The following is a 15,277-nucleotide window of genomic DNA, read 5'->3' on the forward strand; positions in this document are numbered from 1 at the left end:
CCTGAAACTTATGTACATAGAATAGGAAGAACTGGTCGCGCTGGAAATTCCGGGATGTCATACTCGTTCTGTGGAGCTGATGAAAAAACTTATGTTCAAACCATTCAGCAATTATTACAGATTCAAATTCCGGTTGAAGAAAACCATCCATATCCTTTAGATCCTAATGCGAAAGCGATTGTCCATAAATCGAAACACACGGAAAGTAAAAATAAAAAAGGCAGAAAAAGCGCTGCCTCTAAGAAGAAAAAGAAACGTTGGTACTAATTTATTTCTAGGAATTTCAGTGTATCCTATAAAATTCCCAATTGAGAAATGAGTCACAGCTTTTCTATATTTTAATTTTTAAGTATTCTAATTCCTATTAGAAACTGTATCTTTAAAGTTCATTTATATCAGTTGCTTAAAATTTATGTACAGACAAGCCTATCTTCTTGTATTATTAATTCTTTCGGTTTCAAGTTTTTCACAAACTAAAATCCTCGATTCCCAAACAAAACATCCGGTGTCTTACGCTACTATTTCATTCGGAAATGGTCAAGGCGTATTTGCAGATGATGAAGGGAATTTCATTTTTACAAAAAAAATATATCCAGATGTGGACTCACTATTTATTTCTGCTTTAGGATTTAAAGATTTAAATATTTCTACTGAAAGTTTACCTAAAATACTTGAACTGACACCTCATATTGATCAATTAGATGAAATTATTGTTCGTGCTAAACTAGATAGAAAGTATAAAGAAGAAACAATAAAACCCTATTTGGACGACGATTATTATAAGTGTTGGCTGCCAACCATAGAATCAGAAATTGCTGTATTTTTTAACAATGAAGACGACAAATTAAAGAAACTATCTGAGATTCATTTTCCCATTGCTTTAGAGTCTGTCGATTGGAAAAAAAGGCACAAATCGAATGCCGATAAAAAACCTTTTTCAACTTTATTTAAAGTGAATGTCTATTATAACGATAAAGGTAAACCTGGAAAACCCCTAAGTTTTCAAAACATCGTATTTAGAGTGACCGAAAAAGATGGCGACCAGTTTACTTTAGATGTATCTGCATTCGATATTTACATTCCAGCTTCTGGTTTATTTGTTTCACTACAAGTATTAGGTTATACAGATCAAACAGGAAAATTATTACCGAATAAAAAATATAAGGAAATAAAATCTGGTGGATCCTTAATTAAAATTCCAACCAACTTCAGACCACTTCTTCCTTTTACCGATGAAATTTCAGAAAACAACACTTTTATTAAGCGGGTGTTTTTACATGGAAATCAGTGGACACCATTTAAAAAAGGATTTATGAGCGATTCTAGTTTGTTACAAGCTGGATTAACCAACTATGGTATGGGAATCACCCTTAAAGTTTATAAAGATGAATAACCCCTGGCATGTATATCTTATGGCAGCCATTTATATTTTTGCTGGCCTCATGCATTTTATAAAACCTAAAATGTACATGCGCATTATGCCAAGATATTTACCTAACCATAAATTACTCGTTGTTTTAAGTGGTTTTGCTGAAATAATACTAGGTCTAGCTTTATGTTTTAACGAAACAAGATCCTTGGCTGTATATGGCATTATAGCCATGTTACTTATATTTTTATTAGTTCATTTTTACATGCTTACTAGTGAAAAAGCCGGAGCAGGTATTCCAAGGTGGGTTTTATTTTTACGACTCCCTCTACAATTTGTATTGATGGCATGGGCTTATTACTACCTGTAACTTGTTTATAAACTCAAAAAAAGCGAACTTCGTTCTCTTCAAATACAATTCACTTTTAGAATATATATACTATGAAAATTTCATTCAGATTAGTACTAAGTCTCCTTTTGCTTTTGAGCGTAAGCATGTCTTTTTCACAAAAAAAAGCTGTTCCGGTTTTTGAAAACGGAGAAGCTCAAATGGTCCCAGAATTCAGTGAACCTGAGGAATGGATTAGACATGATTTATGGGTTGAAACAGAATTTGACACCGATGGCGACGGAAAATTAGACCGAATGCATGTATCGGTTACCAGGCCTTCACAAACAGATTCCGAAGGTTTAAAACTTCCTATTATTTATGTATCAAGTCCTTATTTTGCTGGAGTAGCTAAAGATGTCGATGGGTTGTTTTGGGATGTAAAACACGAGTTAGGAGAAGCTGCAAAAGAGCGCGTTCACCCGGAAGTGGAACGCAGGGGAGTAAGACCGGTCATTTCAAATTCTCATATTTTAAAGTGGGTTCCTAGAGGCTATATCGTGGTTCACTCCTCTTCACCAGGAACTGGACTTTCAGATGGCTCACCAACAGTTGGTGGAAAAAATGAATCTTTGGCTCCAAAGGCTGTGATTGATTGGTTGTGCGGAAGAGCTAAAGGATATACAGAAAGAGAAGGAAATGAAGAAATAACAGCCTATTGGTCTACAGGAAAAGTTGGTATGACAGGCACCTCATACAACGGAACTCTACCATTAGCGGCTGCTACTACTGGAGTTGAAGGTCTTAAAGCTATTATTCCTATTGCTCCAAACACCTCTTACTACCACTATTACAGATCGAATGGTTTGGTACGATCTCCAGGCGGTTATTTAGGTGAAGATATTGATGTGTTATATGACTTCATCCACAGTGGAGACGAATCGAAACGAGCTTACAACAACAAAGTTGTTAGAGATACGGAGATGAGAAATGGTATGGACAGAATTACCGGAGATTATAACGATTTTTGGGCTGGACGCGATTATTTAAATCAGATGGAACCTATGCAGGCCGCTTTATTAATGGCACACGGATTTAACGACTGGAACGTAATGCCCGAGCATAGTTACCGAATTTATGAAGCAGCTAGAAAACAAGGGATTCCATCACAAATATACTATCACCAAAATGGACACGGTGGACCACCTCCAATGACTCTGATGAACAGATGGTTTACCCATTATTTACACGGCATTAACAATGGTGTGGAAAAGGATGCTAAAGCTTGGATTGTAAGAGAAAACGATTCTCCTGAAACCCCAACAGCATATAAAGAATATCCAAACCCCGATGCTTCAGAAGTTACTTTACATCTACATAAAGGAGGCCTAGAAGTAGGGAAATTAGTAACTGAAAAAGCTAAAAAACAAGGAAAAGAGACCTTAATTGATGATTATAATTTTTCAGGAGACGACTTAGCCCAAGCTAAAAGCTCTAAAAACCGTTTGTTATATGTAACTCCAGTACTAACTGAAGATTTACATATTTCAGGATTACCTAAAATAACTGTAAACTTGGCTAGTAGTAAACCTGCTGCAAATTTATCGGTTTGGTTAGTTTCTTTGCCATGGAATACGGATGAGAAAGCAAAAATAACAGACAATATCATTACTCGTGGTTGGGCAGACCCTCAAAATTATAAGTCACTAACTGAAAGCGAACCTTTAGAGCCAGGAAAATTCTATAGTATCACTTTTGATTTACAACCGGACGATCAAATAATTCCTAAAGGACAACAAATTGGTTTAATGATTTTTTCTAGTGACAACCAATACACCATATTACCAAAACCAGGAACCGAACTAACTTTAGATTTAGACAATACAACCATTAGTTTACCTGTTGTTGGTGGAAAAGAAGCTATAAACAAAGCATTTAAAACTCACTAAAAAAATTCACGATATTGCATCCTTCTAAAATCCAGAGTAGTTAACTCTGGATTTTTTTGTTTGAGTTGTTTGTATAATGGCATACTCCCTACTGCCCTATTAGCAGATCCAGAAGGTGCCGTTAATGATACAGTTGTTATGATACGTGGAATATTTTTATTTGATAAGATTTCAAATTGGTGTATTCTTGGAATTTCGTTAGAAACAAGTTCAAGTTTTAGTTGATAATCTTTTAAATGTTTTCGGAAAAAATATTCGGGTCCGTTTTTACTATTTCCACCTGTAAACAGTAAGGTATTTACATTTGGGAATAGTTTTAAATAACCAACTAAATCCCTTAAAACAACATGTTGTAATCCTAAATCCGACGCATCTATTTTTTTACGTTTGGCACTTTCAACGATATCGCAAATTCCAATACCTCTATCAATTAGAAAATCTTTTCGTTGTTTAATAGCTTTTTCTGTAGTTTCATATTTTAAATTTAAATGAAACAATTCATCTAAAATTTTCCATAATTGACCATCGCAGCTCCCGTAACAAAAATCGACATCGCCAGGCTTTAAATTTCCTTTAGTAAATCTAGGTGGCGGTAAGGTACCTACAATTAATTTAGTAGCATGCAAAGGAATAAAAAGTTGATATGGATGCGTATGATTAAACATGAAACTCTTGATTTATAAGCTTATTTTTTGTAATTTATAGTTTTAATAAAAGTAAGATTAACAAAAACTAGATTCCCTTTTTGGGGAAGGTAACTATGGGAAAAGGAGATAAAAAAACCAGACGAGGAAAAATACGAAGAAACTCTTATGGAGTTAGACGACCACGTATAAAAAAACGTCCACGACTTGAGGACAAACTAGACCCAAACAAAAAAGCAAACCCTAAGCCTTAATATATTGAGCTAATTTCCTGCCTATAGCATAGGCAACTACAATAGACAAAACTACGATACAAATATTGGCAAAAATGTAAAGAGAGTACAACAAAACATCCTCTTTTGAGTTGATGCAAAAACTATCAGTAATGCAGGTATTTAAAGTTTCTTGATACATTTGAAGCAAAAGAAAACTTACTACAAAAAGCACAAGAATAGAAACCATAATATATTGAAAGGTTTTGTTTCTTGGCTTTTTACCTGTTGGCTTAAAAGCATTTCGTTGGTCTTCCGTACGCTTATTATCTTGTAAAGACCAAACTGTTTTCTTTGGAGAGCTGTCCATGGAATCTATAATTTTCTAAGTTAAAACCTTTTATATCGTCTAAGGTTTTTGCATCTGTATCTATAATATATCTTGCCATTAGGCCTCTGGCTAATTTTGAAAAAATACCAATGGTTTTATACTCGCCATTTTTCAACTCCTTAAAATCGATGTTAACAACCGGAACTTTCAAGCTTTTGACATCAATGGCTTTAAAATATTCGTTGCTTGCTAAATTTAAAAAGAGTTCATCATCCCCTAGTTCTTCGTTTAAGGCTTTGGTAAGTTTCTTTTTCCAAAATTCATAAAGATTTTTATTTTTTCCAACAGGAAATTTTGTTCCCATTTCTAACCTATAGGGTTGTATTAAATCCAGTGGTTTTAACACTCCGTATAATCCTGAAAGAATCCTAACCGTATTCTGTAAATTATCCAGTTTTTTTAAATCTAAAGTATAAACATCCAAACCTCTGTAAACATCGCCATTAAAAGCATAAACTGCTGGTCTGGCATTATCTTTTGTAAAAGGTAAGTGCCACTCTTGGTTGCGCTCATAATTTAAATGAGCCAAATCATCTGAAATCTTCATCAGTGTCGACAAACTCTTGGCTGATTTCTTTCTTAGTAATTTATTGATACGCTCAGAATCTGATAAAAACATAGATTCTGACATTTTACTAGTAGGTAATTTGGTTTCAAAATCGAGTGATTTTGCTGGAGATAATACAAGTTTCATATTTATTAGCCACGAATGTGGGTACCTCTTTATAGATTAATAAACAACGTAATTGAAAGACGGTAAATCGTAGGTTACAAACGTCTTTAACATGAAAATCAAAGTTACGAATAATTCAATTAATTAACGAATGCAACCGGTTTTTACAGAAGCAATTATGTTATCTTTTTTTCAGTAATACCTACTCGGCCTCCTGATGCTTCACATAGTTCTGCCATTTTTCAATGCACAACTGCATATCTTGAGGAATTTCAGAATCAAAACTCATAAATTCTCCTGTTCTTGGATGTGTAAAGCCTAGTGTTTTAGCATGAAGCGCTTGTCTTGGTAATATTTTAAAACAATTATCTACAAACTGTTTGTATTTGGTAAATGTGGTGCCTTTTAAGATGCGCTCACCTCCATAACGTTCGTCGTTAAACAAGGTGTGCCCAATGTGTTTCATGTGCACACGAATTTGGTGTGTACGTCCAGTTTCTAGCTTACAGGACACTAAGGTTACATAACCTAAACGTTCAAGCACTTTGTAATGTGTGACAGCTGGCTTGCCTTTGTCTTCATCATCGCCAAAAAACACGGTATTTTGTAATCTATTTTTTGGATGACGACCTATATTGCCTTCTATAGTACCTTCGTCTTCTTCCATATTTCCCCAAACAATAGCTACATACTCTCGTTGACTTGTTTTATCGAAAAACTGTTTAGCCAAATGCGTCATGGCCTCCTCGGTTTTAGCAATCACTAATAGTCCACTCGTATCTTTATCTATTCTGTGCACCAATCCCGGGCGATTACTAGAATTGTTAGGCAAATTATCAAAATGATAAATCAAAGCATTAATTAAGGTTCCAGAATAGTTACCATGTCCTGGATGCACAACCATGCCTGCTTCTTTATTAACAACAAGTAAATCATCGTCTTCATAAACAATGTTTAAAGGAATGTTCTCTGGAGTAAGTAAATTCTCGTACGGTGGATGAGCAAAAAGCACACGAATAACATCATAAGGCTTTACCTTATAATTAGATTTTACTTGAACATCGTTGACATAAATACTGCCGTTTTTTGCAGCTTCTTGAATTTTATTTCGAGTTGCATTCTCTATAAAATTCATTAAATATTTGTCTATTCTAAGGGGTTGCTGACCTTTTTCGGCAGTAAAGGTGTAATGCTCGTATAATTCATCATCACTTTCCTGCTCTGGGGTATAATCTATCATATTATTCTGAAGTTGGTCTAGTACCATTACCTAAAACCAAATCGATTTTAGAAGTTTTTGGAAGCATATCTCCCGATTGTATTTTTTCACCTTTAAAGCTCATGTCCAAAACCCTGTCTTTAGCTATATTGTCTATATAAGTAAGTTTACCTACTTCAAACCCTAAAGCTTCTAGGGTTGGTTTTGCCTGTCTAAACGTACGTTCCTTCAAATCTGGAACTAAAATTTTTCTATATCCAGAAGGATTTAGCGTTAAATATATTTTTCGGTTTTGTTTTACTTTTTCACCCGGAATTGGATCTTGTTCTATAACGGAGAATTTAGGGTAATCTGGATTGTAATTAGAAGAATCTAAAATTTCCATGGACAAATTATTCTCTTTAAGTTCCATTTGAACCACTTCAATAGATTTTCCCTTTAAGTCTGGAACTGTTTCAAATTCACCATGATTGGTAGTTATCTTTAACCACTTCAACATAATAAATGTCAAGACAAAAAGAACCACAAAAGCCAATACAATTTGCTTTAAAAACGTTTTACTAGTAAGAAATTTTATAAGACTCATTTAATTTTATTTGAACAACAAAGATATAAAAACAGAACTGTTTTTTCTTTTGCTTTTAATGTGATATTTTAGCTTAACTAAAAATTCTATAGTTTTATTGTAATATAAGCTAATAATCAACAAGACTCCCAAGTTCTTGGGACATATATATGAAAAAAAATATCGCCATTATCATGGGAGGTTTCTCTAGCGAATATGAAATCTCATTAAAAAGCGGGAACGTTGTTTACCAAACACTTAACAAAGAAAAATACAAAGCTTATAGAATCCATGTTTTTGAAAACAAGTGGGTGTATGTAGACGACAATGACAAAGAATTCCCTGTTGACAAGAATGATTTTTCCGTTACCATCGACTCTAAAAAAATTACTTTCGATTGTGTTTTTAATGCCATTCACGGAACTCCTGGAGAAGATGGTTTTATGCAAGCCTATTTTAAGTTGCTAAATATGCCACAAACTAGTTGTGATATGTACCAAGCAGCACTTACCTTTAATAAACGTGATTGCTTAAGTGTTTTAAAACCCTACGGAATTAAAACTGCAGAAAGCTATTATGTGAATTTAGGTGATGCGATAGATGCCACCGCCATTGTAAATAAAGTGGGGTTACCTTGTTTTGTGAAAGCCAACAAAGCCGGAAGTAGCTTTGGAATAACAAAGGTTTACAAAACTGACGACATACAGAACGCTATTGATGTCGCGTTTAAAGAAGACGACGAAATTATAATTGAATCTTATTTAGATGGTACAGAAGTGTCTGTTGGGGTTATTAAATACAAGGGTGAAACCACTGTTTTACCGATAACTGAAATTGTTAGCGACAACGATTTTTTCGATTATAAAGCGAAATATCTAGGACAATCTAAAGAAATTACACCAGCAAGAATAAGCGAAGAAATGACAGAAAAAGTCACCAAAGTTGCTAAACAAGTCTATGATATATTAAAAATGACAGGTTTTAGTAGAAGTGAATACATATTTAAAGATGGTGAACCTCATTTACTAGAGGTAAATACGGTTCCTGGCTTAACAAAAGCGAGTATTCTACCTCAACAAGCAGCCGCAGCTGGAATTAGTTTGGAAGAGTTATTTGAAAATGCCATAGAAGAAGCACTTAAATAAGCTAGCGTTTCAACTACACAGCTTTCGATAAATAAATATTATATTTGGTAAACTTTAAAAATTATATCCATTTTTCACCAAGTCAACAAGACCTGTGATTTACAAATCGGATTAATTTTTAATTAATGATAAAATGGCTCGAGCCAAGGCAAACAAAATTATGAAAAGAGCACTATTTCCAGGATCTTTCGATCCATTAACCTTAGGACATTTCGATATTATAAGTCGCGGTGTAAAACTTTTTGATGAAGTTGTGGTGGCTATCGGTATCAATGCCGATAAAAATTACATGTTCTCTCTAGAAGAACGAAAAAAGTTTATTGAAGACACCTTTAAAAATGAACCTAAAGTAAAAGTTGTATCCTATAAAGGGATGACCATCGATTTTTGCAAGGAAATTAATGCTGAATTTATTCTTCGAGGTTTAAGAAATCCAGCCGATTTCGAATTTGAAAAAGCCATTGCCCATACCAACAGAAAACTTTCTAAAATTGAAACTGTATTCCTATTAACCGAAGCTAAAACCTCTTATATAAGTTCTAGTATTGTTCGCGATGTTATTAGAAACAAAGGCGATTATACAGTTTTAGTTCCAGCTAGCGTCCGAGTGAAGTAATTAATATCATTTCTTTAACAACACGGATTTTAGAACTTATATTCAGATAAAGGTTTCGGAAAATCTTCTGGGTTAGCTACTAAATGGTATCTTGGATCGTCAACATCTTCAATAATCACTTCCTTAAATTTAGGACTCGCTTTATACATCAAGGCTTTACAATCTTGACTTAGGTGTTTTAGCTTAATCGATTTTCCTTCAGCTTCATATTTTCCAACAATATTGAAAATTGCTTCCAATGCTGAATGATCGCTTACACGGGACTCTATAAAGTCAATTATTACTTGATCCGGATCATTTTTCGGGTCAAACTTTTCATTAAAAGCTTGTATAGACCCAAAGAATAAAGGTCCCCAAATTTCGTATACTTTAGTACCATCTTCTTTAATACGTTTTCTAGCGCGAATACGTACCGCATTTTGCCAAGCAAATGATAAGGCCGATATAATAACTCCCACAAATACAGCAATTGCTAAGTCAAAAATTACCGTAACAGCGGAAACAATTACTAAAACAACAGCGTCAGAAAATGGAATCTTTTTAATAATTCGGAAACTAGACCAAGCAAAAGTTTGAATAACCATCATAAACATAACCCCAACTAATGCCGCTATTGGAACTTGCTCTATCAATTTATCGGTAAAAAGTATAAAAGTTAGCAAGGTTAAGGCCATCATAATTCCTGATAAACGTCCGCGTCCACCAGCGTTGATATTAATTACTGTTTGCCCAATCATACCACAACCTCCAGTTCCTCCAAAAAGTCCTGAAAGAATATTTCCTGTACCTTGTGCAATACATTCTTGGTCGCCATTTCCTCTTGTCTCGGTTAATTCATCCACTAAGTTCATGGTCATTAAAGACTCAATTAACCCCACTGAAGCTGCTAAAAATGCATAAGGTAAAATGAATTTTAAAGTATCTAAATTAATAGGAAGGTTTTGCCATAATTCCAGATTAGGTGTTGGAAATTCACCTTTTAAACCCGTTCCTCCACCTTCAATAATATAAGAACCTACGGTAGACACATCTAAATCGATACCAATAACAATAAACGTGGTAACTAAAATTGCGGTAAGCGCAGCAGGTATTTTCGTGGTAAGTTTAGGTAACAACCAAATAATACCCATAGTTAAAAGTACCAAGCCAATCATGATGTAAAGCTCCGTACCTTGCATATAAGTGTTAACGTATTCTTTGACACCGTCGTCAGAAATAACTAGACTTTTATGTGAAAACATTTTCACCTGGGCCCAAAAAATAACAATGGCTAGCCCGTTAACAAAACCAAGCATTACAGGATGCGGAATTAAACGGACAAACCGTCCCAACTTAAACACACCTGCCAAAATTTGAATAATTCCCATTAATATAACGCAGGCCATCAAATAGAAAAACCCCATATTTTCGATGGGTTCATCAAAAAACATCCCCTTGGAATGTCCCTCTGCAATCATGGCAACAAAAATAACAGCAACTGCTCCAGCTGCACCAGAAATCAAACCTGGCCTACCACCAAAAATGGCAGCAACCAAACCAACAATAAAAGCTCCGGAAAGAGCCATTAGTGGATCTATTTGAGCTACAAAAGCAAATGCTACCACTTCAGGAATCATTGCTAAAGACACAGTAATACCGCTTAAAATATCGTTTTTAGGATTGCTAGTAAATTTTTTTAAAAATTGGTTCATTCGTGTTTTTTTTGGAGGTGCAAAAATAGGCTTAATATGGTTAAACACAAGGCTATATTCTTATAAACTGTTTAGTTTTATACTTTAAATCTTGCTTTATGAAAAAAACCATTGCTTTTTCACTTATCTATTTATCCTTCAATCTTTTGCTTTCCCAAACTCCTCAAAAATTTTTAACGAATTTTGAAAAAAGTGGAGGAACAGAGACAGAAACCTATGCGGAAGTCATTAATTTTTTTAAAAATTTAAGTGCTACGTATCCGGAAATTTCTATGAAAGAAATGGGTGTAACCGATTCTGGAGAACCTCTACATATAGCTATTTTCAACAAAGCTTCAACCTTTGATTTTTCTGAAATAAGAAAAAACAAACGTGTGTTATTAATTAACAATGGTATTCATCCGGGCGAAACAGATGGTATTGACGCTACCATGATGTTGTATCGAGATTTAGCTCAAGGAAAAATTAAAACTCCTGATAACACCGTTTTAGTTACTATTCCTATTTACAATATTGGTGGAAGTTTAATCAGAAATTCCGGAACAAGAGCAAACCAAAATGGCCCAAAAGAATATGGCTTTAGAGGCAATGCCAGAAACTACGATTTGAATCGGGATTTTATAAAATGTGACACCGAAAACGCCAAAAGCTTTGCTGCCATATTGCACCTAGTAAAACCAGACGTCTTTATAGATAACCATGTTAGCAATGGTGCGGATTACCAATACACACTCACCCATTTATTTACTCAACACAACAAACTAGGCGGGGCATTAGGAACCTATTTAAATCAAAAAATGATACCTGCTTTAGAGGATAAACTAGCAAAAAAAGACTGGGACATTACGCCCTATGTCAATGTATTTAATCAGGTTCCTGAAATTGGTTTTAGTCAATTCTTGGACTCCCCAAGATATTCAACAGGATACACAACCCTATGGAACGTCTTAGGAATGATGGTGGAAACACACATGCTTAAACCATACAAACAACGTGTAGAAGGCACTTATGAGCTCATGCGAAGTATGATTGAGCTTACCGAAGAGCATGGTGAAAAAATTTCTAAACTAAGACAAAATGCTTTTAAAGAGTTTCAATCGAAACAAACCTATCCTTTAGATTGGAAGATTGACACGACCAAGACCACTATTTTAAACTTCAAAGGGTTTGATGGGGAAATAATTACTAGCGAAGTAACTGGCTTAAAGCGATTAAAATATCATAGAAACAAACCCTTCATCAAAGAAGTTGTATATCAAAACCACTTTAAACCTAAAACAGAGGTAAATATTCCAATGGCCTATATTATTCCGCAAGGCTGGCATGATGTTATTGAATTACTCAAATTAAATCAGGTAAACATATCACCCTTTAAAAAAGACACGACCCTATTGGTTACAGCTTACAAAATATCTGAATTTGAAACTAGAAATACGGCTTATGAAGGGCATTACCAACATTATAACACCCAAGTTAAATCTTCAAAAGAAAAAATTAATTTTAGAAAAGGAGATTATTTAATTGAAACAAATCAAATAGCCTTACGTTATATATTAGAAACTTTAGAGCCACAAGCTCCTGACTCTTTTTTTAACTGGAATTTTTTCGACACGATTTTACAACAAAAAGAAGGTTTTTCTCCTTATATTTTTGAAGATACGGCCAAAGAAATGCTAGAAAACAACCAAGAATTAAACGCAGAATTTCAAGAAAAAAAGCAAAAAGACGAAAGCTTTTCCAACAATTGGTATGCACAACTAAATTGGCTTTATGAACGCTCTCATCATGCCGAAAAAGCTTATATGCAATATCCTATTTATCGTATAGATTAAAAAAAATAATTTAATATTCGTATGTAAATTCGATTACATTTACATAAAAATTATTCATAATATATGAAACCACAAGACATTGAAAATATTGAACTAGAATTTCTTACTCTAGATGATTATCAAGAACTAAAAGGTGCTATGGTGGAGGCTTATAAGTCTATGCCTAATTTATATTGGAGAGAACACCAAATTAAAACACTTATAGACAAGTTTCCTGAAGGGCAAGTTGTTATAAAAGTGAACAACCAAATTGCCGGCTGTGCACTTTCTATAATTGTAGATTATGATAGTATTGACGATATCCATACCTACGAGGACATTACAGGTAATTACACATTCAACACACACGATGCCAATAAAGGTGACGCTCTTTACGGAATTGATGTATTTATAAAACCAGAATTTCGTGGCTTACGCTTAGGCAGACGCTTATATGATTATAGAAAAGAAGTTTGTGAGAAATTAAACTTACGAGGCATTGCTTTTGGTGGTAGAATTCCGAATTTCCACAAATATTCTAAAGAAATGACGCCAAAGGAATATATTGATAAAGTAAGACGTAAAGAAATTCATGATCCAGTTCTTAATTTTCAAATTTCAAACGATTTTCACCCTGTTCGTATTTTAAAAGGTTATTTAGAAGGTGATGAAGCATCAGGAGAATACGCGGTTTTATTGGAGTGGGATAACATTTATTATGAAAAACCATCAATTAAAGCGGTAACAAAAAAGAAGATTGTTCGTTTAGGACTTATTCAATGGCAAATGCGCTTGTATAAAGATTTGGATGAATTAATGCAACAGGCTGAATATTTTATTGATTCTGTATCTGCATATCGTTCGGATTTCGCGTTGTTTCCTGAGTTTTTTAATGCACCACTTATGGCAGATTACAACCATTTATCAGAATCGGAAGCCATTAGGGAGTTAGCTAAGTACACAAAAATTATTGTTCAAAAATTCTCAGAGTTCGCTATTTCGTACAACATCAACATTATTACTGGTAGTATGCCAGAAATTAAAAACGACCTACTCTATAACGCGGGGTATTTATGTAAACGAGATGGTACCATAGAACGCTATGAAAAATTACATGTTACACCAGACGAAGCTAAGGTCTGGGGAATGCAAGGGGGTTCTGAATTAAAAACTTTTGATACCGATTGTGGGAAAATAGGGGTATTAATTTGTTACGATTCTGAATTTCCAGAATTAAGCCGACTGCTAGCAGATGAAGGCATGGACATTTTATTCGTTCCATTCTTAACCGATACCCAAAACGGGTATTCTAGAGTTAGACACTGTGCCCAAGCCAGAGCTATAGAAAACGAATGCTATGTAGCCATTGCTGGAAGTGTAGGTAATTTACCTAAAGTACACAATATGGACATTCAGTTTGCACAATCCATGGTATTTACACCTTGCGACTTCTCGTTCCCAGCAAACGGGATTAAGGCCGAAGCAACCACGAATACCGAAATGATTTTAATAGCAGATGTAGATATCGATTTACTACGCGAATTAAACCAACACGGCAGCGTTAGAAACCTAAGAGACAGACGAAAGGACCTTTTTGAATTACGCAAAAAATAATTTCATCACTTGTAAAAGTTATTAAAAAATACTATAATTTTGCTTAAACACATACTGCGATATCGCTATAAATGAATAAATATATTGTTGTCAATCAACCTGAAAAAAGGCATTTTTCGATTGAGAATATTACTGTAATTTCTTCGCAAGAATATCTTACAAACCCAAAGTTTTCACTTTTAAAAAACGCTAGAATCTTTAATCTTTGTAAGGATTACTCCTATCAATCTAAAGGATACTATGTTTCACTTTTGGCTGAAGCTAGAGGACATTTAGCCATTCCTACGGTTAAGAATATCGTCGATTTAAAGGCTTTAAAACTTGTTAGAATCGTTTCAGACGAGTTTGATGATGTAATTCAACAGAGTTTAAAAAATATCAAATCGCAAGAATTTACCTTAAGTATATATTTTGGCCAAAATGTGGCTCAAAAATACAAGGAGTTAAGCGCCTTATTTTACAGGCATTTTCAAGTGCCACTTTTAAGGGTGAAGTTCAACTTTACTACGAAATGGAATGTACAAAACATCCGAGCTATTTCAGAATCAGAAATTCCAGCGGAACACATGGAAAGCGTGCGCCTTTTTGCCAACCAATATTTTTCAAAAAAGCGTTATGACACCCCTAAATTGATTAAATCGGATTTCGACCTAGCTATTCTAGTAAATCCTAAAGATCCAGCACCACCAAGCAATGCAAAGGCTATTAAAAAGTTTATAGACATAGCTGAAAAGATGAATATTTATGCCGAAGTAATCGAGCCTAAGGACCTGTCACGCCTATCTTCTTTTGATGCGCTATTTATTCGTCAAAGTACCGAAGTTAACAACGAAGCATACGCCTTTGCAAGAAAAGCACAACAAGAAGGTATCGCCATTATAGATTATCCTGATGCTATTTTAAAATGCTGTAACAAAGTACTGTGCTAAAAAACAAGTAAAAAACCATTAATTTTTAGCTAGTGTACTTTTATATTCATTATCAAATATTAATCCTGATTTAGCAATTGCAAAGGCTTGTTTTAGTAGTTTATTACACACTGCAATCAAT

Annotated in this window: 14 protein-coding genes and 3 pseudogenes; 10 read left to right on the plus strand and 7 right to left on the minus strand. The window is 34.3% G+C overall.

The window, feature by feature from the left end; translation table 11 throughout:
• The 4 genes and pseudogenes from VKY41_RS05895 to VKY41_RS05910 form a co-directional block, all read left to right on the plus strand.
• A pseudogene (locus tag VKY41_RS05895) lies at positions 1 to 267 on the plus strand (DEAD/DEAH box helicase); the annotation flags it as partial.
• Between the two features lie 145 nt (positions 268 to 412).
• Positions 413 to 1,393 (plus strand): hypothetical protein, encoded by a 981-nt coding sequence (locus tag VKY41_RS05900; protein WP_500813515.1) that lies wholly within the window; start codon positions 413 to 415, stop codon positions 1,391 to 1,393.
• Positions 1,386 to 1,739 carry a DoxX family protein gene (locus tag VKY41_RS05905; protein WP_500813516.1) on the plus strand — a complete coding sequence of 118 codons (354 nt, stop codon included), beginning with the start codon at positions 1,386 to 1,388 and terminating at the stop codon, positions 1,737 to 1,739. Before VKY41_RS05900 ends, VKY41_RS05905 begins: the two co-directional genes overlap by 8 nt.
• A gap of 125 nt (positions 1,740 to 1,864) precedes the next feature.
• Positions 1,865 to 3,646, plus strand: coding sequence for a Xaa-Pro dipeptidyl-peptidase (locus VKY41_RS05910; RefSeq protein ID WP_500813517.1), 1,782 nt, complete (start codon positions 1,865 to 1,867; stop codon positions 3,644 to 3,646).
• On the opposite strand, the gene VKY41_RS05915 is transcribed toward VKY41_RS05910, so the two are convergent.
• Entirely contained in the window at positions 3,643 to 4,311 is a 669-nt protein-coding gene (locus VKY41_RS05915; protein WP_500813518.1) for a uracil-DNA glycosylase family protein, read from the minus strand. The two genes, VKY41_RS05910 and VKY41_RS05915, sit on opposite strands and share 4 nt — an antisense overlap.
• Positions 4,312 to 4,406: 95 nt before the next feature.
• Between VKY41_RS05915 and VKY41_RS05920 the strand changes: the two genes are divergently transcribed.
• Positions 4,407 to 4,544, plus strand: a complete 138-nt coding sequence (locus VKY41_RS05920) for a 30S ribosomal protein THX (protein WP_500813519.1) — start codon at positions 4,407 to 4,409, stop codon at positions 4,542 to 4,544.
• Here the strand turns inward: VKY41_RS05920 and VKY41_RS05925 are convergent.
• The 4 genes from VKY41_RS05925 to VKY41_RS05940 form a co-directional block, all read right to left on the minus strand.
• A complete protein-coding gene (locus VKY41_RS05925; RefSeq protein ID WP_500813520.1) occupies positions 4,534 to 4,872 on the minus strand; it encodes a hypothetical protein in 339 nt (112 codons plus the stop codon). The two genes, VKY41_RS05920 and VKY41_RS05925, sit on opposite strands and share 11 nt — an antisense overlap.
• Positions 4,829 to 5,587 carry a peroxide stress protein YaaA gene (yaaA, locus tag VKY41_RS05930; protein ID WP_500813521.1) on the minus strand — a complete coding sequence of 253 codons (759 nt, stop codon included), beginning with the start codon at positions 5,585 to 5,587 and terminating at the stop codon, positions 4,829 to 4,831. The genes VKY41_RS05925 and yaaA overlap by 44 nt, the downstream gene beginning before the upstream one ends.
• A 181-nt stretch (positions 5,588 to 5,768) precedes the next feature.
• Positions 5,769 to 6,806, minus strand: coding sequence for an RluA family pseudouridine synthase (locus tag VKY41_RS05935; protein WP_500813522.1), 1,038 nt, complete (start codon positions 6,804 to 6,806; stop codon positions 5,769 to 5,771).
• Position 6,807: 1 nt separating this feature from the next.
• Positions 6,808 to 7,371 (minus strand): PASTA domain-containing protein, encoded by a 564-nt coding sequence (locus tag VKY41_RS05940; RefSeq protein WP_500813523.1) that lies wholly within the window; start codon positions 7,369 to 7,371, stop codon positions 6,808 to 6,810.
• Positions 7,372 to 7,520: 149 nt separating this feature from the next.
• Between VKY41_RS05940 and VKY41_RS05945 the strand changes: the two genes are divergently transcribed.
• Together VKY41_RS05945 and coaD are read left to right on the plus strand one after the other, a co-directional pair.
• Positions 7,521 to 8,495 (plus strand): D-alanine--D-alanine ligase, encoded by a 975-nt coding sequence (locus tag VKY41_RS05945; RefSeq protein WP_500813524.1) that lies wholly within the window; start codon positions 7,521 to 7,523, stop codon positions 8,493 to 8,495.
• A 160-nt stretch (positions 8,496 to 8,655) separates the two neighbouring features.
• Complete coding sequence (coaD, locus tag VKY41_RS05950) at positions 8,656 to 9,111, plus strand: pantetheine-phosphate adenylyltransferase (RefSeq protein ID WP_500813525.1); 456 nt, start codon at positions 8,656 to 8,658, stop codon at positions 9,109 to 9,111.
• A gap of 29 nt (positions 9,112 to 9,140) precedes the next feature.
• Here the strand turns inward: coaD and VKY41_RS05955 are convergent, their stop codons facing one another.
• Positions 9,141 to 10,802, minus strand: a complete 1,662-nt coding sequence (locus tag VKY41_RS05955; protein ID WP_500813526.1) for a SulP family inorganic anion transporter — start codon at positions 10,800 to 10,802, stop codon at positions 9,141 to 9,143.
• A 98-nt stretch (positions 10,803 to 10,900) separates the two neighbouring features.
• On the opposite strand from VKY41_RS05955, the gene VKY41_RS05960 reads away from it, so the two are divergent.
• The 3 genes and pseudogenes from VKY41_RS05960 to VKY41_RS05970 all read left to right on the plus strand — a co-directional run.
• Entirely contained in the window at positions 10,901 to 12,634 is a 1,734-nt protein-coding gene (locus VKY41_RS05960) for a M14 family metallopeptidase (RefSeq protein ID WP_500813527.1), read from the plus strand.
• Between the two features lie 63 nt (positions 12,635 to 12,697).
• Positions 12,698 to 14,227 carry a carbon-nitrogen hydrolase family protein gene (locus tag VKY41_RS05965; RefSeq protein WP_500813528.1) on the plus strand — a complete coding sequence of 510 codons (1,530 nt, stop codon included), beginning with the start codon at positions 12,698 to 12,700 and terminating at the stop codon, positions 14,225 to 14,227.
• 71 nt (positions 14,228 to 14,298) lie between these two features.
• Positions 14,299 to 15,147 (plus strand): annotated as a pseudogene (locus tag VKY41_RS05970) (RimK family ATP-grasp domain-containing protein); the annotation flags it as partial.
• Positions 15,148 to 15,174: 27 nt separating this feature from the next.
• Here VKY41_RS05970 and VKY41_RS05975 read toward each other — a convergent pair.
• Positions 15,175 to 15,277 (minus strand): annotated as a pseudogene (locus VKY41_RS05975) (IS110 family transposase); the annotation flags it as partial.

Origin of the sequence: Xanthomarina sp., assembly GCF_035306605.1 — a bacterium.
Classification (GTDB): domain Bacteria; phylum Bacteroidota; class Bacteroidia; order Flavobacteriales; family Flavobacteriaceae; genus Xanthomarina.